Source organism: Alteromonas macleodii ATCC 27126 (genome assembly GCF_000172635.2).
Classification (GTDB): domain Bacteria; phylum Pseudomonadota; class Gammaproteobacteria; order Enterobacterales; family Alteromonadaceae; genus Alteromonas; species Alteromonas macleodii.
On record NC_018632.1, the window covers coordinates 2,864,318 to 2,886,055 of the forward strand.

Below are 21,738 nucleotides of genomic sequence, written 5' to 3' on the forward strand. Positions count from 1 at the left end.
TATGCTATTTTTAAGCCAGCGGCTAGGCTAAGTTTCGAAGGTATATATGGATTTTTTTAATAATAAAAAGCGTGTTGTACAACGCGCTATTGTCTCTGCAGTTGCCTCATCATTAATCGCTTTTAACAGTTTTGCTTCTACGTCAGAAGACTACGAAAAAGCACTGACCGCGTTTAATCAAAACGAATACGACGAAGCCTATATCCACCTTAAAAACAGCTTACAAAAAGATCCTGAAAACCTTGCTGCAAAAATCCTAATGGGCGAAATACTGCTTATTAATGGCTACTTAACTGCAGCAGAAATGGAGTTTGTAGAAGCGTTGGAAATGGGTGCAGATATCAACCTTCTGGCAGAGCCTCTCGGCAACACTTGGTTGTTTTTGAACAGGTACCAAGAAATTGTAGACTTCTCTGATCTAAACAAACTGTCAGGTGATGCAGAGCGCGAGTGGCTGATGATACGTGCAACTGCGTGTATTAGACTGCAAGACGAGTCGTGTGCTCTACGTGATTACAATACAATCGTTTCACGCACGCCTAATTTTGTACCTGCAATAAATGGCTTAGCCTCCATTGCTCTTCAAAATGAAGATTTATCCAAAGCGACCTCGCTTATCAATAAAGCCATGTCGTTAGAACCAAAAAATGCAATAACATGGCGATTGAAGGGGCAACTTGCATACCGACAGGGTGATACAGACGCTGCAACCGCACATTTACAGAAAGCGCTGACTTTTAATCGAGACGATCCCATTGCATTACGGAATCTTGTTGATTTGTATTTAGAAGCGAAAGACTACGACACGGCAAAACTGTTCGTAGATGAGATAATCCAAGATACACCCAATGATCCGCTGGCCATCTTACTTAATAGCTGGTTACAAAGCAGAGACAACCAGCAAGCTATCGATAACGAAAAACTAAAAGAACTTAACGACTTCATGGCTCAACTGGATCCTGAGCTTATTACCTCACAGCCCATGTTGCTTTACATAAGTGGTTTAACTAACTTCTTTAATAACAACATGGAAACAGCCGCGAAAGATTTTAACGCTTATTTGCAACAAGAGCCTGATGACTTACAGGCGGTATTGATGTTGAGCCAAGTTTACATGGCGACTCAACAAGATAAGCAGGCCCTTGCCCTGCTTGAACGTCATCAGGATGCGTTAATGGAAGACCCAGACTCAGCACTGCTTTTAGGTGACTTATTTATTCGCCAAAACAAAGCGTTTAAAGCCGAGCGACTTTTGCAAAATCTTGAATATAAATACCCGAATGAAAACAAGCTCCAGCTATTTAAGATTAAATTAATGGCTGCTAGAGGTAAGCAAGATGAAGCGCTATCGATTCTTGAAAATAACTTATCTACCTACAAGGATAATGCCGGCTTTCTTTTCACTTATTCATTGATGAATTTACAAGCTCAGCAATTTAAGAATGCATTAAAAGGCGCTGACTTACTAAGCGCTTTGTTTCCAAACGAAGCAGAAGTTTTCAATCTTAAAGCCGGTATATTGATTAGACAGGGTCGATTAGAAGAAGCCAAGATCAACATAGAAAAAGCGCTAGCGCAAAACCCGACGCTTTTCCCTGCGAAATTCAATTTAGCAGCCACGGAAAGCCGTTTAGGAAATGTCGATAAATCTAACCTGCTAGTAGAAGAGTTACTTGCTCTGTCTCCCCAACACAATGAAACGCTGATGCTGAAAGCGTTCAATTTAAGCAAAGCAGGAAATCTAGAAGAAGCTAAGCAAATTTATCTCGATATATTGACGCTCACGCCTTCAAATACTGGAGCGAGAGAGCGCGTTTCATCTTTGTATCAACAACAAGGCGACACAAAAAATGCGCTCTATCACTTAGACCTCTTAATCAAAGACGATTTCGACAACGCCGATTATCTCCTTCGAAAAGCAGCGCTTCAGTTAGAAGCAGGTCAACGTGCCGATGCAGAAAAAACGCTAAGTATTGTGAGGAATTTTATCAATGACGATGCCGGCAAGCTTATCGCATATGCTGATCAAGCTCGAAGTGTTGATAATGATGGAAACGCCTTAGACGCCATGGCCCGAGCGTATGAAATAGCGAATACAAGTACGTTTGTCACGTTGCGCTATGTGAGCCTACTGCTCGACATGCAAAACAACAACAAAGCACAATCATTGCTAACAACCATTCCCGCAAACCAACAACAAAATCCGGTTTATTATTTCTTGAAAGGCCGATTGGCAGCAAATAAGGGAAACAGTGAACAAGCTATCAAAGAGTTTGAAAAAGCGTTAGACGTAGACGCTACTTTTGCACAGGCTTTTGTTGCCATTTACAACTACGCACTGAACGATCAGTTTGTTGATGTATTCTTGAATACGGCAAGAAAACTGGTGAGTGAGAATGAAAACAATCTGCTGGCAAAAAACCTGTTGGCGCAATACTTATTCTTCATTCAAGAGTTCGATGAGTCGATAGCGCTTTACAAGGAACTTGTTGAGCAACCAAACTTACTCAACCCTGCTGAGGCTTACAATCGCCTAGCGATCATGCATATCGAGGAATCGCTAGTCACTGCAAAAAACTATGCACGTCAGGCCTACGAGCTTCAACCAAACTCAGCAAAAATATTGGATACCTACGGTCACATCAAAGCGCTACAAGGAGACTATGAAGGCAGCCTTAAAATGCTGAGGGATGCGTTCGCCAGAGACGCCAACGACCCAAATATTCGCTATCATCTGGGCTACACGCTAGCCAAGCTCAATAGAATTGAAGAGGCGAAAAAAGAGTTAGAATATGCAGTAAAAGTGGAACGCCCTTTCTTTAAGCGTCCTCAAGCAAGAACGCTATTAGAGAGCCTATAAGGCTCTCTTCGCATGCAGCTATAGACAGCACGAACAGTTGCGTTTGTGCTTTTCCATTTTGCCAATACCAGGGTTAAACGTATTGGTTGGATCTAAGTCTTTGTAAAATTTCTGCAAGTTACTTTCGGCTTCATACAAATGACCTACATTGTGTTCAGCCGGATACTTAGCGCCACGACTGTCTAATAGTGCCAACATATCTGCTTTTACTTTTTTGGCGTCGCTGCCTTTTTTAAGTATGTAATCTTGATGGAAGACATGGCAGAAGAAATGTCCATAATAAAGTGACTTTTCAACGTGTTTGGCGATGTGCTCAGGCAGGTTCTCGACCCATAAATCATCGTTGCGGCGCAATGCGATGTCCAATGCTAAGATGTCTCCTACTTGCTTATGGTGTAACGTTTGATAGCGAACCGCGGCGCCAGCTGCAGCAAAACGTAATAAAAACGCCTTAGACGCTTCTTCTTCATTACAAGTAATGAAGTCACCATCTAGCTTCTCTTCGTTAAACAGCTTGGCCAAAAGCGTTTTAACCTCTTCGATGCCACCATCGCTCATTTTAAGGATTAGATGATGCTCGTACTTGTCGCGGTAAGTTCTTATACTCGAGGGTATTTGGTCAGAAAAGAACTTACTACCGAACTGCATCAATCTATCGCTTAGGTAAGGAGGAAGCAGAGGTAACTTGTTGAGCACGGCATCCACCCGCCCTTTGAGTGCAAACATTTTAGGTAGCGAGTCAGTTCCCAAACGCTGAATACTTATGATGGTATCTTTTCCGTAAACATCTGCAATATCGAACATTTCTCTATGAAGATATTCACCCACCTCAGGAACGTTTTTACATTGAGTCAGTATGTCTCTGCGAATACGAGTAAGTACAGAGGCATCATTCGTACCGATATAAAACGTTTGTTCTTTATTAGGCACTTCGAATGTGTCTAAGCGCACCGCGAAAACAGCAATTTTACCTGCGCATCCACTGGCTTCGTAAAGCCGTGTTGGATCGGCATTAAAGCGGCTCGGCGTATCAGCATTTACGTCTCTAACGATGTATTCATAATCACTTGCCGACGCTTTCATACTGGTTTCAGGTAGAGATTTTGGAAAGTTGCCAGAAGAAAGGTTTCCGATAATTTCTTCTGGCGTGTCGCCTAAATCTATCCCTAGGTGATTAACAAGCTTTAGCTCTCCGTTTTTATCCACCTGAGCGAACAGCGATAACTCAGTATAGGCAGGTCCCCTTTTGACAAGTGCCCCACCTGAGTTGTTTGCAACACCACCGACAATAGACGCACCTAGGCATGACGACCCAATTACAGAGTGAGGCGTTCGCCCGAGTGGCTTTAACGCCTTTTCAAGTTTGAACAGTGTTGCTCCCGGAAAGCTCAATACTTGCGTTCCGTCGTTAACCAGAACAATATCGTCCATTGCTAACGTATTTATAACCACCACTGGTCTATCGTAGTCGCTTCCACTTGGCGTTGAGCCTTCGGTCAAGCCGGTTTTCGCGGCCTGCATAATAATGATGCAGTTATATTCAACGCAAACCTTTAGCACTTCCCAATATTGCATTAGCGTATGTGGAAAAAGTACAGCCAATGCTTCGCCCTCGCCTGACCGCCACCCCTTGCGATAGTGCTCAGTTTGGCGCGTTCCTACGGCAAGATTGCTTTCCCCGAGTACGCGTTTAAAAGCGTCAATAATTGGGGTTGTTTGCATGTATAACTCCTTAGAACAGTGCAATGCGTATTAAAAATTAGTTTGTGCCGACTAATGGACCGCCGACGTCAAACACATAAACCCCCAACCATACTAAAATACCTGCAAATGCAACGTAATATATAGTTGGGATAACAGTCTTTCTTAAAGTAGCTCCCTCTTGCCCCATTAATCCTACTGTTGCCGACGCAGCTACAACATTGTGTATTGCAATCATATTTCCGGCAGCCGCCCCAACGGCTTGCGCTGCGATAATTAGTGCAGGTGACAATTGAAGGCTTAGTGCTGCTTCGAACTGAAACTGGCTGAACATCATATTTGATACTGTATTCGAGCCTGCGATAAATGCACCTAATGCACCAATGGTAGGGCTAATTAATGGGAAAGCTTCGCCAAACATATTGGCGAACAATTGCGCGCCAGCTATCGGCATACTGACGATGTCGGCGCCATTCACACCTGAATTTATAAAAAGCCTAACCATAGGAATTGTGAACATCAATACAAAACCAGCACTTAGCAACGTTTTGCTGGAATCATTGAAAGCCTTAAACAACACTTCTCCCTTGGATACCTTTTTACTTTGAATGATTACTGCAACCAATGCACCTATTAACAACAACCCACCAGGAAGATATAGCGGACTGATTGATGCACTTACACCCGTTTCACCCAGTATGTTGTCAAATGAGAGTGTCAGCGACGTAGTAAATTCTTTTATTGTTGGAAACACTCTGGATATAACGAGCAAAAGTGCAACAACTAAATAAGGGACCCAAGCCGTAACCCAATTCATGGCCTTTTGTGACGTTATGTCGTCTGCTTTTATTTCCAAATTACCCAGCCAACCTTTGTCCCATGACGCTTTCGGCGGGAAATCCCATGTTGTTTTAGGCATCAAGAAACCATTTTTAGCTGCAGTAACAACCACTGCCAAGCTCACCAATCCTCCAATCAACGAAGGAAATTCAGGGCCTAATACAATGCCGGTAAATACGTAAGGAATGGTAAAGCTGACGCCTGCGAATAAGGCGAAAGGTAGAATTTGTAACCCTTCGCGCCAAGACTTGTTGGAGCCAAAAAAGCGAGTGAGCATTACAGCCATTAAAACTGGCATAAATGAGCCAATAATTCCGTGGATAATTGCCACTTCAGAGGTGATTAGTTGAATAAACTGCTCCCATTGCCAGCCTTGAGCCTGCAAAGTCTGACTGATCGCTTGGCCGTCTAAGCCTTTGTTTACACCAATAACTATAGGCGTTCCCACTGCGCCAAAAGAGACGGGGGTGCTTTGTATCATCATACCAATAAGTACGGCAGCCAATGCAGGAAAACCGATGGCTACAAGCAAAGGAGCCGCTATAGCGGCCGGCGTGCCAAAACCAGAAGCACCTTCAATAAAAGTTCCGAAGCACCAAGCAATGATTATTGCCTGGACTCTTCTATCAGGTGAAATGTTGGTGAAACCCTGGCGGATAACATCAATTGCTCCAGTATATTTCAATGTGTTGAGCAGAAAAATTGCACCAAATACAATCCACAAAACAGATACTGTAATCACTAAGCCTTGTAGAATTGAAGCGCCCACCCGTACTGCCGACATATCCCATGCTAAAAGTGCCATAAGTGCTGTACTTGCTAATACAACCGGCATTGCTCTTTTCGCAGACCACTGTAAACCCAATAGCAGCACTGCTGAAAGCGTTATAGGTAACAATGCTAATAATCCAAGGGTTATCTCATTCATGAGTTTTCCTCTTATTATAATTAGTTAATTATTCGAGTTTCTAACGTTAGAAAATCGATGTTAATGCAGGGTTAAAATTTAGGTGTGCGACTGTACTAATTTCTCACGTGTTGATATATATGCATTAAAGACAAAGTTTATTTCCATTTTTGGACTAATAGTGGCAAAAGCAGACGATATTATCCTTTTTGTGAACGTAGTTGATGAAGGCTCTTTTTCAAAGGTCGCTCAAAAACTCAACCTAACTAATTCTGTAGTAAGTAAGCGTATCGCACGATTAGAGTCAGATTTGAACGTTCAATTGCTTTACCGCTCTACACGAAAGCTCAATTTAACTGATGCAGGAAGAACACTGTACAATAAGGCGAGAATCGCCAATTTAGCCATTCAAGACGCAGAAGATGCCGTCAGTGGTTACAGTGATGAAGTGCGTGGAAAAATCCGAATTACTATGCCCAATGTATCGGCAAAACTGGTCTTAAATCGCGCAATTGCCGAGTTTTGCAATTTACACGAAGAGGTGGATGTAGAGCTTGCAATTACCAATCGCGTTACCAATATCATTGAAGAAGGTTACGATCTCGCCATTCGTACAGCACATCTTGAGGACTCCTCTCTTATTGCTAAACGCCTTATAGATTCAAAATGGATAGTATGCGCAAGCCCCACATATCTTAAAAACAAAAGCCGCCCAAATCATCCTGACGACTTAACTGAACATAATTGTTTAATTTACAAGTACGATAGCACTGGCCCAGACTTCTGGCCGTTTCATATTGAAGGAGAGCTTCATAACGTTCAAATTGGCGGGCGAATACAGTCAAATAACTTGGATGCGTTAAGGCAAGCCGCTATTGCAGGTGTGGGTGTAGCATTTCTTCCCAAGGCATTAGTGCATGAAGATATCGAAGATGGGGCGCTTTCGCCTCTACTTGCCGAGTACGTAACTAAGACTATGGGTATTTATGCCGTTTATCCTCGTTCGCGTCAGCCTGACAAAAAGCTAAAGCTACTGGTCAACTACCTTCAAGAGGCGTTTGGCAATAGAAGCGCCTATTTTTATTGATAAACATTGAAGTAATCTCCGTTTACATCAAAAACATGGCGCTAAACATAATTGAAGCGATCTTAAAACGCGAACTTAGCTGACGCTTGGATGTAATTGGAGTCAATGCTGTCTATGTTGTCATCATTGATAGAATAAGCACCAAACTCTAGGCCGACATCAAGACGCGGCGCTACCGTATCAATTACATTCACCGCCCAGTGCGAACGTTTGCGCCCCAAAATATCTGTTTTAGCTGCTCCATAAAATACAGTGCTGCGGAGGGTTTCGGTCCAAAAATGGCGATACGCTACGGTATAAGCCAGCGTACTTTCCGTTTCCAATGTTTGAGTTGCAGGATCCTCAACAACATCAGCAGTCATGCCGGCCGCAGCATACCGACCGGGCTTACCCGCGGTTAATTGAAAACGTAGATCATCTTTTGCAAAAAGTAGTATTTTGCCTGCGATATTTACTGCTGCTGTAACTTCTTCAACCCCTCCTTGATCGACAAGTCGTATTACAGAGCCGAAAGCATATTGCCCATATTGACTATCTAAATTGTATCGTACAACAAAGTCGGGCGTAGACTCATCAGGGTCAGCGGCTACACCTGTAAGCCCTACGGCATTGGCAGGTGCGTCGGTATCACCATCCCCAATGGTCTCTGGGCTTTCGATGGCAAATTGCCAGTTTCCAGAGGTGTATCTAACCTGAACTTGCCTTGCAAACACTTCTCCTACATGAGGACCACCAAAATCTAACGACTCAGGAATAACGTGAAGCGGCATAAAGGTGCTCCAGTTTTGCCCCGCACTCCAGTTCTTATAGGTGATGAAGAAGTGACGTAATCTCAAGTTAGTAGAGTTACTTACCGCTTCGTTACCGCCTCCGCCATACATATCGACTTCTATAAAAGTACTCACCTCCCCTATAGAAACGCCCATATTTAAGCGTGACTCTCCTACATTGAAACCTGTGTGTGATGTCTCTATTGCTTCCCCGCCAGGAAAATTACCAATCCAATAATCCTGATAAGCAATATCCCCTTCAACATGCCTGACATCTACTTTGGCATAACCTCCAACACTAACCTTAACGTGTTCGTTACCGACCTTCCCGTTGAACAACTCTATGCCGTGAGAAGGGTTAAGAATTAGCGCTAATGCACAAGCAGATAAGCGTAGGGTGTATTTATTGTTTGTTTTCATTATTCGTCCTAATAGCTGAAACTATTTAACATGTCGTTAACGGGCGGATAATGTATTCGTTCGTGCTTAGAGGATAAACCGAGTTTAGAATATTAACTTTTTCCTAAATTCGCATAATCAGAGGTTTACTTTTTGAATGTTAATTGTGTAAAGAGATGAAGAATATTGAGCATAAATCGCTCAATAGAAAAATAATAAAAGGCTACTTGTTGCTAACACGATAAGTGAAAGTAATGATATTGATTGAAGTGTCTTACCCCAACTTTGCGAAAACCAACTTAAACACAAAGACAGAGAAAACACGGTAAGTGCAGACATAATGGTATCTGCAGGCGAGAATGTCGCTTGATTTACACTCAATGCAAATACGGCAAAACCTGTACCTATGGCACCGACTGCGCTCACAATCATGCATAATATGAAATGCGCACAAAGCTTAGCTATATCTCGGGGCATTGAGCGCGCAGAAACTACCGCTTCGTTTGAATTATATAACTGCATCGCAACCTCTTAACCCTCTCAACAATAAGTTAATGATAATCGTTATCATTATTAAATCAAGAAAATTAATTAGCTGTATTAAGAAAATTCATTAAACAAGAAAGCGTAATCTGTCGCTATTCGACCAGTGGCTTTTTAGTAAATCGTTTTTTGTTATGAAGCTGCCAATTAATGGTCTTTCGCGGAATCTACTGGCAATAAAAAAGGCACTGTCTGAAGTGCCTTTTGGTTTTAATTGCTGACAACGAAAAGTCCGCTGTCATCTGCATCAATACGAATGGTTGATTCCGGTATTAATTCGCCAGCGAGTAATTGATGCGCGAGTGGATTTTCCACCTGCACTTGTATCGCTCGCTTAAGCGGACGTGCGCCAAACACTGGATCGAAACCCGCGTCCGCCAATTTATCCATAGCCGCGGCAGACAGAGTAAGCTTATAACCTTTTTCTGCGAGCCTAGCGCGAAGCGAGGCAAGCTGAATTTTAGCAATAGATTTTATTTGCTCCTTCCCTAATGGATGGAATACCACAATATCATCGACGCGGTTGATGAACTCCGGTCTGAAGTGTTGCCCTACAACACTCATTACCGACGCCTTCATATCGTCATACTGACTTTCGTTGTGCTTATCTTGAATGATATCTGAGCCTAAGTTGGACGTCATGATCACCACGGTATTTTTAAAATCTACAGTACGTCCTTGTCCGTCAGTCAACCGGCCGTCATCCAATACTTGAAGCAGAATATTGAATACATCTGGATGTGCCTTTTCAACCTCGTCCAACAAAATGACCGAGTATGGCTTGCGACGCACCGCTTCGGTTAAATAGCCACCTTCCTCGTAGCCAACATAGCCAGGAGGTGCACCCACTAAGCGTGCTACCGAGTGTTTTTCCATAAACTCTGACATATCGATACGCACCATGGCATCTTCAGTATCGAACATAAAGCCTGCCAAGGCTTTGCAGAGCTCAGTTTTGCCCACGCCAGTTGGCCCTAAAAATAAGAATGAGCCAATAGGTCGGTTTGGATCCGCAAGCCCAGCACGTGAACGTCGAATTGCGTTTGAAACCGCTTCAACCGCTTCTTCTTGTCCAACAACCCGTTTGTGAAGTACGTCTTCCATACGCAACAACTTCTCACGCTCGCCCTCAAGCATTCGCGCTACAGGTATACCCGTCCACCGCGAAAGCACATCTGCAATTTCAACGTCCGTCACTTTATTTTTAAGTAACGTCGTCTCGCGAGTTTCGTTTTCAGCCGCTTGCTCTAACTTTGCTTCAAGCTCTGGAATACGGCCGTACTGAAGTTCCGACATACGATTCAAATCAGATGCACGTCGCGCTATCTCCAAGTCAAGTTTAGCCTGCTCAAGCTCCCCTTTAATGGTTTGAGTGCCCTGCATGGCGTCTTTCTCATCCAACCACACTTTCTCAAGCTCTGCGTACTTGGTTTCCGCTTGCTCACGCTCTAACTCAATCATCTCAAGTCGCTTATGACTCGCATCATCTGTTTCTTTGGCCAGAGCTTGCTCTTCCAATTTTAGCTGGATGATACGACGCTCTAGACGATCCATCTCTTCGGGCTTGGAGTCTATTTGCAATCGAATGCTAGACGCAGCCTCGTCTATAAGATCAATGGCTTTGTCTGGCAATTGGCGGTCGCTAATATAACGATGCGACAAACTTGCCGCTGCAACGATAGCGGGATCAGTAATATCTACCGAGTGATGGAGCTCATAGCGCTCTTTTAAGCCACGCAGAATAGCAATAGTGTCTTCAACGCTTGGTTCTTCAACTAATACCTTTTGGAAACGACGTTCAAGTGCTGCGTCTTTTTCAATGTACTGACGATATTCATCCAGTGTTGTAGCACCAACGCAGTGAAGTTCACCACGGGCTAACGCAGGTTTAAGCATATTACCTGCATCCATCGCTCCATCGCCCTTCCCTGCACCTACCATGGTGTGCAGTTCGTCAACGAATAAGATCACGCGGCCTTCTTCTTTAGCCAGCTCATTAAGCACTGCTTTAAGGCGTTCTTCAAACTCACCGCGATATTTAGCTCCCGCCACTAACGCGCCCATATCAAGGGCAAGAACACGCTTGTTCTTTAAGCCCTCAGGCACTTCGCCATTAATGATGCGCTGAGCCAACCCTTCAACAATAGCCGTTTTACCCACACCCGGCTCACCAATGAGTACTGGGTTGTTTTTGGTTCGACGCTGCAGTACTTGAACAGTTCTGCGAATCTCATCGTCTCGACCAATGACCGGGTCGAGCTTACCTTGTTCTGCTCGCTCGGTTAAATCTGTCGTGTATTTTTCAAGCGCTTGACGTACATCTTCAGCATTAGGATCCGTGACCTTCTGGCCACCACGCATGTCGTCTATTGCGCTTTCAATAGCTTCTTTAGTGATATTCAGGCTTTTGAGGATTTCCCCCAAGCGCCCTTTATCTTGTAGCGCCGCTAGAACAAAGATTTCTGAAGTGATGTATTCGTCTTTTCGCTGCTGCGCTATCTTGTCACAAAGATTTAGCAAAATGCCGCTGTCTTTACTTAATTGAACATCTCCCCCAATGCCTTCAATACGAGGTAGGCGCTCAATAGCTTGGCTCAGTGCTGAGCGTAGCGCATTTACATTGATGTTTGCTTGGTCAAGCAAAGGGCGTACTGACCCGCCTTGCTGATTTAGCATGGCAGTCATTAAATGGACAGGTTCAATGTATTGATGATCTCGCCCCAATGCGAGTGATTGAGCATCGGATATTGCGAGCTGAAATTTACTGGTAAATCTATCTAGTCTCATAATTTCAACCTAATTAATGAACAACTATACCTGCGGTAACACGCCGCAATTACGAACATTTTAACTCTCGCTGAGTGGGTAATGATCTATGCGGAATGGTATTCTTTATGTTCTAGTTATGTAGGCTGCTCAATTGCGATTCAAGTATGAGATTAAAAAGTTAGCCAAAAAGATAACAAATAATGTATGAAGTTTGATCTAGCGCAACTGTGTGATCAGACTAAAACTGCCGCCTTTTTTCGAAACAATTTAAAGCAGGCCTATTACGCTAACTATACGCCCAGTCGTGCGCTTGTTTTGATGCGTAGCTCTTCGATGGGAGTAAAAACGCTGTTCGTCAGTGTAAGTACACAAGTTACTTTGTGTAATACTCTCAACGCCAGCTTGCTGCAATTGCACCTGTGCCACTAGAGGTAGATCTAATAAGTACTTCCCTCTATTAGAGCTATTGGCAATGGCACCGTCTATATGGCGAAACTTACTCGCCAACTGTACATCAACTTCGTAGCAGGGCCCGCTGATTGCAGGACCAACCCAAGCGATGAGTTTTTTTGCATCGCTGCCAAAGTGTGAAACAGCACTTCCGATAATGTTAGTATCGAGACCTTTCCAACCAGCATGTACTGCCGCCACTTCTTGACCGCTTTCATCACACAATAAAATGGGCACGCAGTCTGCGGTCATTACCGCACAAAAATGCGATGTTGAAGAAGAATACGACGCATCAGCGGTGGTATCTGCGCTCGGCAATGACACCACGCGGTTGCTGTGCACTTGCTCCAACCATGTGATCTTTTCACTATGTGGAATTAGGCTTCTATTGGCTTTCACTAGTAGGAGGTCGTCCCCCACGTGGGCGCCAACGTTCAAACCTGCAAAATCACCTATGCTTGTACCTCCCATTCTTGTCGTTGTGTATGCAACAACATTTGCGGGACATGACCACGCTGGCGTAATCAAATCCAGCGTGGATGAAATAGGTGAATTCGCAGCTGACAATGTCATAAGTTCGCCTTACTCATTAAAGCATATCTTGTGGATTGTCCGCGGTGTCCTTTTTCACGGCTTTAAGCAAGTCCTGCATATCTTGAGGTAGGGGAGCTTTCCACGTCATCCACTCTTCAGTTTCAGGGTGAAACAGCGAGAGCTGTGCGGCGTGCAACGCCTGACGTTGGAATCCGCGAAGCGCAGCGATAAATTCTTCTGACGCCCCTTTAGGAAGACGAGGACGCCCGCCATAAACTTGGTCGCCAAGCAAAGGATGCTTAATGTGGGCCATGTGTACGCGGATTTGGTGCGTACGGCCAGTTTCAAGCTTCAAACGCAGGTGCGTGTATGCGCGAAATTTTTCGATAACACGAAAATGAGTGACCGCTGGTTTGCCCATTTCACGTACTGCCATATGCGTACGTTTTGTTGCGTGTCTACCAATAGGCGCATCTACAATACCACCAGCGACCATCGTACCTAAGGCAACGGCTTCGTATTCACGACTCATTTCCCGACGTTGAAGTTGGTCAACAAGATGCGTTTGAGCAGGAATTGTTTTTGCTACTACCATTAACCCCGTCGTGTCTTTGTCAAGGCGATGGACAATGCCCGCACGTGGAACTTTGTCTATCTCTGGACAATGATTTAACAAGGCATTTAGCACGGTACCGCTTGGGTTCCCTGCACCTGGATGCACAACCAAATCTGCTGGTTTGTTTATGACTAGGATGTGTTCATCTTCATAAACAATGTTTAACGCGATGTCTTGCGCTTCGCTCGTTACTTGTACATCCATTTCGGCCTGTACAGTAACAAGTTCATCCATTTGCATTTTGTGGCGAGGCACGGTGATTACTTCACCGTTTACAGCAACATTCCCATCTTGGATCCAAGTTTTTAGCTTAGAACGAGAATATTCAGGGAACAAATCAGCCAAAACCTGATCTAACCGTAAACCAAAATGCGCAGCTTCCGTTGAAGCTTCTAATTGTATTGTGTTCGGCGACTGTGTCATAACACCATTGATTACGTCTAAAAAAGGGTATTATAACAAGTATTCACGCTGTACACTGCCTTGTTTACGTTTTTGTATGGTTTTTCTCATCGTTAGTACGTTAGAATGCAATTAAAGTGTTGTTGTTTAACACATGAGCTTAGACAGCGAAGTATTAAAACTGTTTAGCAGGAAAATAGAATTATTATGAAATCATTTCGTCTACTGGCCCCCGTTTTATTGGGTGCTATGGTATCTGTCGCAGGATGTAGCTCTTCAGATAATGAAGAAAAAGCCGTATTAGCTAACATGGGTGCGCAGCAACTGTACGACAGAGCAAAGCAGAGCATGGAAGTAGGTAACTTCAGCGCTGCAGCACAAACGTTAAGCGCGCTAGATTCGCGCTACCCGTTCGGTCCCCTATCCCATCAGGTACAGCTAGACCTTATTTATAGCTATTATAAGTCAGGTAAAAACGAAGAAACGCTTGCCACTATCGACAGATTTATTCGTCTGAATCCAAACCATTCAGATGTCGATTACGCGTATTACATGCGTGGATTAACTAACATGGAATCAGATAGCAACCTTTTCCAAGAGTTAATGAATATTGACCGTACGGATAGAGACCCGTCGAAGTCTCGTGCTGCGTTTGAAGATTTCCGCAGACTGATTCAACAATATCCAGATAGCAAATATGCCGCAGATGCGAAACAGCGCATGGTTCATATTAAAGACCGCTTGGCTCGCTATGAAATCGCTATTGCACGTTTCTACATGAGACGCCAGGCTTATGTCGCTGCAGCAAACCGTGGTCGCTATGTTATAGAGCACTTCCCGAATACCACTCAAGTGCAACAAGCACTCGAAATTATGGTTTCAAGTTATGAGCAGCTTGGCCTAGATGAATTGCGTAACAATGCGATGAAGACACTAAAGCTTAACTACCCTGACAGCGAATTTATTAGCTAGATTTGGCTATTCTGTTTTGCTAGAGCTTTATGCAACCAATAAAAAAACGCACATTTGTGCGTTTTTTTGTATCTGGATGTCACATATTGAGCGTTCGCTTGATAGATTACTAGCGGAAAAACAAGTGACTAAAAGGGTTTAACAATCTTGCAAGGCCCGAAGTAAAGTGCAATGGCTGATCGACAATGCTAAATACAAGGCAGCCTTCTTTACCTTCGGATTTTGGCGTGTGCGTTTTATCACCATCCATGAAAATAAAGTCGCCGGTATCATAACGACTTAGCCCATCACTGAACTCACCATCAATGACTAATGTATATTCCGTTCCACGGTGCGTGTGCTCAGGTACACTACCACCACTTCCCATAAAGATAAAATTAGCTACACCTTGGTTTCCAAGGTCAACTGGCGCCTGCCACAGCTTCCCGACCAAACTTGACCAGTTACCTGTCTTATCGATGTAGCGGTGAAGTGTTCTGGGTAAAGTGAATACCCTTCCATCTAACTCGATGGTATTTGCGCTTGCCTGCGCCTGCAAGGCCGCCCGCCTCTTTACGGGCTCACGATACGCTGTGGGCTGTTCCATCAAAGCATTATTTTGTTTCGATGATGGGAGCTGCGTAATTTGGGATAGCATGTCACCAAACTGAAGCGACATTTCAGCTCTGTCGCTTACCGATGAATTGGCGTTCGAAACCATTTGAGCAGCAAGACTTTCCGTTTCAATTTCAACAAAACGCTGACATTTCTCACACATGTCACAATGTGCAGAGACCATCAGTGATATAGCAGGTGACAATGTGCCCTCAACAAAATCTTTAAGTTGCTGGGCACTTGGGTGAAACCTAATCATTATCGTTTAACATGACCTTTAATCGTTGAAGTGCCAAACGTGTCCGCGACTTTACTGTACCTAATGGAATTGAAAGCTCATCGGCGACTTCTTGTTGTGACTTGCCATCAATATAGATAGCTTCAACCACTGCTTTCTGTTTTACAGGTAGTGATTCGAACAAATAGCCAATCTGCTCTAAAGTAACTTGTTCGTCAAGTGGCGCCTCGTTTGCATCGGCTGTTTGTTCGCATAAAACCGGCCATAGATCGTCAGAACAAACATCCTCTTTTCTATTCTGCAGCTTTCGAAGCATATCAAAGCGAATGTTGCGTGCGATTGTGAAAATCCACGTTGACGGAGAACCCTTTTCTGCATTGAACAGGTGCGCTTTCTGCCATACATTCGACATAGTATCTTGTACCAGTTCCATGGCCAGTGCCTCATTACCCATCTGTTTCAGTGCATAAGAACGCAGCCGAGGCGCGAAGTAGTTAAACACTCTCGCAAATGAACGCTTGCATCGGGTATCTGCAACCGCGACAAGGTAATCAGACATTTCAGTTGCACACTCTTTAGGCTTGATTGTGCTGTTACTTTGTTCCAAAGGAATTCCAACTAACATAAGATTCGTCCGCTTTTCCGTTTTGGTTGTATCATTCTACGGCGTTATGACTTAAAACGTTTGCGAAAATCGCTAATATTGGATTACGAATTTGTAATGTCTTTATCCGACTCAACGACTAAGCGATTAGTGCAGAGAGATAGTTCAGTAAACTGGTGCATTCTCTTTGCGCTAAAAAGTGCTGTTTTTGCGAGCCGTCTACTGGCAATAATTCTAACCACCGATTTAATACCCAATTAGGGCAATCAAACTTTGGTGATTCATAAAGCGATGCCAACTCTTCGTAATTTCCAAATATTTCTTTAAGTCGCTCGTCCATAGGCGCTATTTGTTGAGGAGCCAAATCGCACTGCCAAGGTTCTAACACCTTGCAACTACCGGTACGAAGACCATCTTTTTCAACTTCTATACTACTTACCTCAACTAAATGAGAGCCAGCAACCTTTATGCCAAGCAACCCATCATCGAGCATGTCGAAGTCAACAACCTGCGCATAAGTACCTATTTTATGAATATGCTCATTCAAATTTTTGTCACCGTTAGCATTAAGCATACACATCACAAAGCCTTTATTTTCAGCACATGCCTGCTTAACCATTCGCACGTATCGTGGCTCAAAAATGCGCAATGCCATTCTACCTTCCGGCAAAAGGTGCGCAGATAAAGGAAATAAAGGAAAACGTTCTACACTCATACTCAGCACTTCCGAAAACACGAAAATAATTACGCAAGTGAGAACAATTAGGATCGAATGGGAAAATTTTTCACATATAAATGGAAAAACATGATCTTTAGCACGACGATTAATGTAACTTAGTTTTTAAATAAAACATTAACAGATTTCATATCAGAGACTTGCAATTTGAACGTGAAAATAACCGCGAATTTTTTTAAGCGTCGACATTACCGATATGCAAATCTGATTTTGAATTATGAGTTAAGGAAAGGCCATGGACGTCATTGGACGCTTTTGTAAAATTTACACAGATATATGTCAAATTTCTCCAGACGACCTAGAACATATCTATGCCGACGACATACTGTTTATCGACCCAATCACTACACACCATGGCATTGATGAAGTAAAACGCTATTTTTCCAACTTATTGACGCAGGCCGAAAGCTGTAAGTTCGACATTGCGGACATTTTTACTTGCTCGCCCAATGGCGCAAAAGAGTATCCATCAAGTCATTCAAAGGTTACCCATATCGCAAACTGGACGATGACCCTTACGCTGAAAGATAGTGATAAGCAAATTACGCTAGATGGCACCACGCAACTTGGTGTCAGCGGTGACAGCATTATTTACCACAAAGATTATTACGACTTGGGCGAAATGGTCTATGAGCACGTACCCATCCTAGGTTTTGTCGTAAAAAAAATTAAAGGGAAGCTAGCAAAGTGAAAAGTATTCTAATTACTGGCGCCACATCGGGTATTGGTAAAGCATTAGCAATAAAGGCTGCAAACAGCGGTTATCAAGTGATTGCCTGTGGTCGAAATGAAGACACACTCAACGAGCTCAGTAAGTATAATAATATTAGCGCATGCCAGTTCGATGTCACTGATCTTGACGATACTCGACGGGCGCTAGCAACGGTTAAGTTTGACATTGCTGTACTCAACGCTGGTACCTGCGAATATGTAGATATCGACGACTTCGAGCCAGACATGTTTCGCCGCGTATTCGAACCTAATTTCTTTGGCGTTGTTCATTGTGTAGATGCTCTTCTTCCACGACTTAAGCAAGGCGACAAGCTTGTGATTGTTGACAGCATGGCTCGCCTACTCCCTTTCACACGAACGCAAGCGTACGGTGCGAGCAAAGCTGCCCTACATTATTTTACTAAATCATTAGAAGTAGACCTTCACCACAAAGGCGTGAAAGTGCAAGCGGTGTCTCCTGGATTTGTAGAAACGCCCCTCACAGATAAAAACGATTTTGAAATGCCAATGAAAATTAGCGCTGAAGAAGCCGCTGACGCTATGCTTAAAGGAATAGAGGGCAACAAACAAACAGTTTTCTTCCCTCGGTTCTTTGGTTTTATTCTGCGCTTTATGCATATACTGCCAACCCCACTGCAAAAGCGATTGTCGTTGGCAATGAGAGAAAAACAATAAGAGAAGATGAATGAACAATAAGATTGCCATCATTGGCACAGGTATTTCTGGCTTGACCTGCGCGCACCTTCTAAATAGGCAGCACGACATCACAGTGTACGAAGCAAATGACTATATAGGTGGTCATACTGCAACGAAGAAAATAAGCGACAACGGGGAAACTCACCATATCGATACAGGTTTTATCGTTTTTAATGATTGGACCTACCCTAATTTTATTAAGCTCATTAATCAGTTAAACGTTGAGTATCAACCAACAGAAATGAGCTTCTCTGTGATGAGTAAAAAGGCAAACCTCGAATACAACGGCAATAACTTAAACAGTTTATTTGCACAGCGGCGTAATATTCTGAGGCCTAAATTTTGGCGCATCGTGAAAGACATATTGACGTTTAACAAAGCCTGTAAAGCGATGGTCGCAGAAAACCGTGATACTTCTTCACTTACGTTAGAAGACGTCATTAGAGAATTAAAACTCAGCGATGACTTTGCACGTTATTATATCTTGCCTATGTGCGCCGCAATTTGGTCCAGCAGCTTAGAGCAAACGAGAAAGTTTCCACTCACGTTCTTTTTGCAGTTTTTCAACAACCATGGCTTGCTCAATATTACCGACCGTCCTCAGTGGTACACAATTAAAGGTGGGTCAAGCCAATACATTCCGCCTTTAATCGCACCATTTGAGTCTAAGATAAAACTATCGACGGCCGTTCTGTCGGTAGCGAAAAGCGATGATAAGTGGCAGGTTACCGACTCTTCAGGCAACGCTGCGATGTATGATCATGTGGTATTTGCGTGCCACAGTGACCAAGCGTTAAAAATGATTCACTCACCGACTTCGCTGCATCGAGATATCCTTGGAAATATCCCTTACGCAGAAAACGACGTGGTGATGCACAAAGATATTTCACAGCTGCCTAAAAGAAAATTAGCTTGGGCGAGTTGGAATTACAGCTTAAAAGAAGACGCAAGTGAGGAAGCCCGCCCCGCTTCTGTCACTTATAACATGAATATTCTTCAACGCCTTGAAGCACAAAGCACCTACTGTGTAACGTTAAATAATACTGCGGAAATAGACCAAAAGAGTATTCTTCGAAGCTATCAGTACGCACATCCGCAATACAGTGCCAGCATGGTCAACGCCCAAGCAAGAAGAAATGAAATTTGTGGCGTAGACAACTTACATTTTTGTGGAGCCTACTGGTATAACGGTTTTCATGAAGACGGCGTAACTAGCGCACTTGATGTTTGTTCTCGCTTTGGTGAAGCCCTGTGATAGAAAGTGCCATCTACAAGGGTAAGGTTTATCACCAACGGTTTAAGCCTACTCAGCATAAATTTGACTATGACATTTATTTATTTTGGCTAAAGCTTGAGAGCAACGAACTCGAAACCTTGTCCAGTACGTTAAAACGCTTCTCTGCATACGACAAGGCTAGAGTGCGTTTCAAGCGTGAAGACTATTTAGGTGATCCCTCTTTACCTCTAGGTCAGGCAGTAATAGACAGAATGACAGAGTTAAACGGAGGGAAGACGCTTCAAGGCGATGTCTTTATGCTGGGACAACTGCGTATGTGGGGGCTGTATTTCAGCCCGGTGAATTTCTATTACCTACGCAATGCCGAAGGTAAGTATACACATATGCTTGCCGAAGTAAGTAATACGCCGTGGAATGAGCGTCATCACTACCTTGTAAATCTAGATACTCAAGACGATACGCCAAAAGCTTTTCATGTTTCCCCGTTTAATCCAATGGATATGACCTACAAATGGTCGATATCGCAGCCGTCGACTAGACTGTCACTTGCGATGGATTGTGTAAGAGACGACAAAGAGTTCAGTGCAGGGATAAATTTGACTAAATTTACTTTAGATAATGCGAATCTATCTGCGGCACTTAAACGTATACCCAGTATGACAATAAAAACTGTGGCTGGAATTTATTGGCACGCGCTTAAACTATTGCTTAAACGAACGCCACTGTATACACACCCAGAAAAAAGTCAGGAACAATAACAATGTCTTTTGGTGAATCTGTACTACTGACCACCTCAGAGGTCTCCTTTGTAGATAAAGCGTGTAGAACTCTATTCCTACAATGCTTAAAACAACTGCCTTTTGGCAGTTTAACCATTCAAGAAAACGGCGATGTCGTTGCGCGTTTCGGCACAGACGAAAGCGATTTGCGTGCAACGGTAAATATCAAGGATGTACAAGCCTATCGACGCTTATTGCTTGGCGGAAGTGTGGGCGCCGGAGAAGCATTCATGGATGGGTTATGGGACAGTGACGACGTAACAGCCGTGGTAAGAGTGTTTGCTAGGAATTTATCTACCCTTGACGAATGGGAGAATAAATTTAAATGGGTGACTATGCCCATCAACAAGATTCAACACTTTGCACGTCGAAATACAAAGGACCAAGCCAAGAAAAATATCGAGGCGCATTACGATCTGGGTAATAAGCTTTATACCCGCTTCCTTGACCCAACAATGATGTATTCGTCAGCCATATACCCAGATCCGAATGCAACTCTCAATGATGCACAAAATTACAAGCTCAAAGCCATTTGCGACAAGTTACAGCTTAGCGAAACCGATCATCTTCTAGAGATTGGCACGGGCTGGGGCGGGCTAGCCGTCTATGCTGCTAAGCATTATGGTTGCCGCGTAACGACCACTACCATTTCAGAAGAGCAGCATGCATGGGCAAAAGAATGGATTGCCCGAGAAGAACTTGAAAGCAAAATCACTTTGCTGAAAAAGGATTATCGCCTACTTGAAGGCAAGTACGATAAGCTCGTGTCTATCGAGATGATTGAAGCTGTAGGCAAACAATTTTTAGGAAATTTCTTTGAGAAATGCTCGTCACTTTTAAAAGACGATGGCCTAATGCTGCTTCAGTCAATAACCATTGATGACAGACGTTACGACAGCTATTCAAATAGTGTCGACTTTATTCAGAAATATATCTTTCCGGGTGGATTTTTACCTTCTCAGCACCAGCTTAACGCTCACCTGAAAAAGTACACTAATATGATGATTCGTGACTTACACGACATCGGGATTGACTATGCGAAAACATTGAACCATTGGTATGAAGCATTTATTTCTGCAAAAGATGAGCTTTTAAACGACGGTTATGACGAGCGTTTTATGCGAATGTGGACCTACTACCTGAAATATTGTGAAGGTGGTTTTTTAGAAAGAACAATCAGTACCGTTCAGCTTGTGATTTCAAAGCCTCATTACAGACTTGATTTGGCTCGTGTTTAACAACGCTAATTATCGATAGTAGTGACAAAAAAAG

Annotated in this window: 18 protein-coding genes; 8 read left to right on the plus strand and 10 right to left on the minus strand. The window is 43.4% G+C overall.

Features of this window, described 5'->3' with window-relative positions; all coding sequences use genetic code 11:
* Positions 1 to 46 precede the first annotated feature (46 nt).
* Positions 47 to 2,860, plus strand: a complete 2,814-nt coding sequence (gene prsT, locus MASE_RS12255) for an XrtA/PEP-CTERM system TPR-repeat protein PrsT (RefSeq protein WP_014950062.1) — start codon at positions 47 to 49, stop codon at positions 2,858 to 2,860.
* An 18-nt stretch (positions 2,861 to 2,878) separates the two neighbouring features.
* Here prsT and dld read toward each other — a convergent pair whose 3' ends face one another.
* Together dld and MASE_RS12265 are read right to left on the minus strand one after the other, a co-directional pair.
* The gene (dld, locus tag MASE_RS12260; RefSeq protein WP_014950063.1) at positions 2,879 to 4,582 is read right to left on the minus strand and encodes a D-lactate dehydrogenase; all 1,704 of its coding nucleotides are present in this window, start codon (positions 4,580 to 4,582) and stop codon (positions 2,879 to 2,881) included.
* Between the two features lie 37 nt (positions 4,583 to 4,619).
* Complete coding sequence (locus MASE_RS12265; RefSeq protein WP_014950064.1) at positions 4,620 to 6,329, minus strand: L-lactate permease; 1,710 nt, start codon at positions 6,327 to 6,329, stop codon at positions 4,620 to 4,622.
* A 160-nt stretch (positions 6,330 to 6,489) separates the two neighbouring features.
* On the opposite strand from MASE_RS12265, the gene MASE_RS12270 reads away from it, so the two are divergent.
* Complete coding sequence (locus tag MASE_RS12270; RefSeq protein WP_014950065.1) at positions 6,490 to 7,395, plus strand: LysR family transcriptional regulator; 906 nt, start codon at positions 6,490 to 6,492, stop codon at positions 7,393 to 7,395.
* A 62-nt stretch (positions 7,396 to 7,457) separates the two neighbouring features.
* Here MASE_RS12270 and MASE_RS12275 read toward each other — a convergent pair whose 3' ends face one another.
* The 5 genes from MASE_RS12275 to rluD form a co-directional block, all read right to left on the minus strand.
* Entirely contained in the window at positions 7,458 to 8,585 is a 1,128-nt protein-coding gene (locus tag MASE_RS12275; protein ID WP_014950066.1) for a DcaP family trimeric outer membrane transporter, read from the minus strand.
* Between the two features lie 180 nt (positions 8,586 to 8,765).
* Positions 8,766 to 9,086, minus strand: a complete 321-nt coding sequence (locus MASE_RS12280; RefSeq protein WP_014950067.1) for a hypothetical protein — start codon at positions 9,084 to 9,086, stop codon at positions 8,766 to 8,768.
* 231 nt (positions 9,087 to 9,317) lie between these two features.
* Positions 9,318 to 11,894 (minus strand): ATP-dependent chaperone ClpB, encoded by a 2,577-nt coding sequence (gene clpB, locus MASE_RS12285; RefSeq protein WP_014950068.1) that lies wholly within the window; start codon positions 11,892 to 11,894, stop codon positions 9,318 to 9,320.
* 249 nt (positions 11,895 to 12,143) lie between these two features.
* Positions 12,144 to 12,899, minus strand: a complete 756-nt coding sequence (gene pgeF, locus MASE_RS12290; RefSeq protein ID WP_014950069.1) for a peptidoglycan editing factor PgeF — start codon at positions 12,897 to 12,899, stop codon at positions 12,144 to 12,146.
* A gap of 16 nt (positions 12,900 to 12,915) precedes the next feature.
* A complete protein-coding gene (gene rluD, locus MASE_RS12295; RefSeq protein ID WP_014950071.1) occupies positions 12,916 to 13,899 on the minus strand; it encodes a 23S rRNA pseudouridine(1911/1915/1917) synthase RluD in 984 nt (327 codons plus the stop codon).
* Positions 13,900 to 14,085: 186 nt separating this feature from the next.
* Between rluD and MASE_RS12300 the strand changes: the two genes are divergently transcribed.
* A complete protein-coding gene (locus tag MASE_RS12300) occupies positions 14,086 to 14,850 on the plus strand; it encodes an outer membrane protein assembly factor BamD (RefSeq protein ID WP_014950072.1) in 765 nt (254 codons plus the stop codon).
* A 109-nt stretch (positions 14,851 to 14,959) separates the two neighbouring features.
* Here the strand turns inward: MASE_RS12300 and MASE_RS12305 are convergent, their stop codons facing one another.
* From MASE_RS12305 to MASE_RS12315, 3 genes are all read right to left on the minus strand, one after another.
* Positions 14,960 to 15,703, minus strand: coding sequence for a ChrR family anti-sigma-E factor (locus tag MASE_RS12305; protein WP_014950073.1), 744 nt, complete (start codon positions 15,701 to 15,703; stop codon positions 14,960 to 14,962).
* Complete coding sequence (locus tag MASE_RS12310) at positions 15,696 to 16,307, minus strand: sigma-70 family RNA polymerase sigma factor (RefSeq protein ID WP_014950074.1); 612 nt, start codon at positions 16,305 to 16,307, stop codon at positions 15,696 to 15,698. Before MASE_RS12310 ends, MASE_RS12305 begins: the two co-directional genes overlap by 8 nt.
* A 118-nt stretch (positions 16,308 to 16,425) precedes the next feature.
* Positions 16,426 to 17,001, minus strand: a complete 576-nt coding sequence (locus MASE_RS12315) for an LON peptidase substrate-binding domain-containing protein (RefSeq protein ID WP_014950075.1) — start codon at positions 16,999 to 17,001, stop codon at positions 16,426 to 16,428.
* Positions 17,002 to 17,257: 256 nt separating this feature from the next.
* Between MASE_RS12315 and MASE_RS12320 the strand changes: the two genes are divergently transcribed.
* The 5 genes from MASE_RS12320 to MASE_RS12340 are packed head-to-tail and all read left to right on the plus strand — an operon-like array spanning position 17,258 to position 21,704.
* Positions 17,258 to 17,713 carry a nuclear transport factor 2 family protein gene (locus tag MASE_RS12320; protein ID WP_014950076.1) on the plus strand — a complete coding sequence of 152 codons (456 nt, stop codon included), beginning with the start codon at positions 17,258 to 17,260 and terminating at the stop codon, positions 17,711 to 17,713.
* A complete protein-coding gene (locus MASE_RS12325) occupies positions 17,710 to 18,429 on the plus strand; it encodes an SDR family NAD(P)-dependent oxidoreductase (protein ID WP_014950077.1) in 720 nt (239 codons plus the stop codon). The genes MASE_RS12320 and MASE_RS12325 overlap by 4 nt, the downstream gene beginning before the upstream one ends.
* Positions 18,430 to 18,439: 10 nt before the next feature.
* Positions 18,440 to 19,705: an NAD(P)/FAD-dependent oxidoreductase gene (locus tag MASE_RS12330; RefSeq protein ID WP_014950078.1), complete on the plus strand. Its 1,266-nt coding sequence runs from the start codon at positions 18,440 to 18,442 to the stop codon at positions 19,703 to 19,705.
* Positions 19,702 to 20,445, plus strand: coding sequence for a DUF1365 domain-containing protein (locus MASE_RS12335; RefSeq protein ID WP_014950079.1), 744 nt, complete (start codon positions 19,702 to 19,704; stop codon positions 20,443 to 20,445). The genes MASE_RS12330 and MASE_RS12335 overlap by 4 nt, the downstream gene beginning before the upstream one ends.
* Before the next feature lie 2 nt (positions 20,446 to 20,447).
* On the plus strand, positions 20,448 to 21,704 hold the full coding sequence (locus MASE_RS12340) for an SAM-dependent methyltransferase (RefSeq protein ID WP_014950080.1): 1,257 nt from the start codon (positions 20,448 to 20,450) through the stop codon (positions 21,702 to 21,704).
* The last annotated feature ends 34 nt before the right edge of the window (positions 21,705 to 21,738 follow it).

Bases quoted from the DNA above. Each gene is read 5' to 3' on its own strand.
- dld (WP_014950063.1), bottom strand. From the start codon at position 4,582: ATGCAAACAACCCCAATTATTGACGCTTTTAAACGCGTACTCGGGGAA.
- MASE_RS12330 (WP_014950078.1), top strand. From the start codon at position 18,440: ATGAACAATAAGATTGCCATCATTGGCACAGGTATTTCTGGCTTGACC.
- MASE_RS12315 (WP_014950075.1), bottom strand. From the start codon at position 17,001: ATGAGTGTAGAACGTTTTCCTTTATTTCCTTTATCTGCGCACCTTTTG.
- clpB (WP_014950068.1), bottom strand. From the start codon at position 11,894: ATGAGACTAGATAGATTTACCAGTAAATTTCAGCTCGCAATATCCGAT.
- MASE_RS12310 (WP_014950074.1), bottom strand. From the start codon at position 16,307: ATGTTAGTTGGAATTCCTTTGGAACAAAGTAACAGCACAATCAAGCCT.
- MASE_RS12300 (WP_014950072.1), top strand. From the start codon at position 14,086: ATGAAATCATTTCGTCTACTGGCCCCCGTTTTATTGGGTGCTATGGTA.
- MASE_RS12265 (WP_014950064.1), bottom strand. From the start codon at position 6,329: ATGAATGAGATAACCCTTGGATTATTAGCATTGTTACCTATAACGCTT.
- rluD (WP_014950071.1), bottom strand. From the start codon at position 13,899: ATGACACAGTCGCCGAACACAATACAATTAGAAGCTTCAACGGAAGCT.
- MASE_RS12280 (WP_014950067.1), bottom strand. From the start codon at position 9,086: ATGCAGTTATATAATTCAAACGAAGCGGTAGTTTCTGCGCGCTCAATG.
- pgeF (WP_014950069.1), bottom strand. From the start codon at position 12,899: ATGACATTGTCAGCTGCGAATTCACCTATTTCATCCACGCTGGATTTG.
- MASE_RS12320 (WP_014950076.1), top strand. From the start codon at position 17,258: ATGGACGTCATTGGACGCTTTTGTAAAATTTACACAGATATATGTCAA.
- MASE_RS12305 (WP_014950073.1), bottom strand. From the start codon at position 15,703: ATGATTAGGTTTCACCCAAGTGCCCAGCAACTTAAAGATTTTGTTGAG.
- MASE_RS12340 (WP_014950080.1), top strand. From the start codon at position 20,448: ATGTCTTTTGGTGAATCTGTACTACTGACCACCTCAGAGGTCTCCTTT.
- MASE_RS12275 (WP_014950066.1), bottom strand. From the start codon at position 8,585: ATGAAAACAAACAATAAATACACCCTACGCTTATCTGCTTGTGCATTA.
- prsT (WP_014950062.1), top strand. From the start codon at position 47: ATGGATTTTTTTAATAATAAAAAGCGTGTTGTACAACGCGCTATTGTC.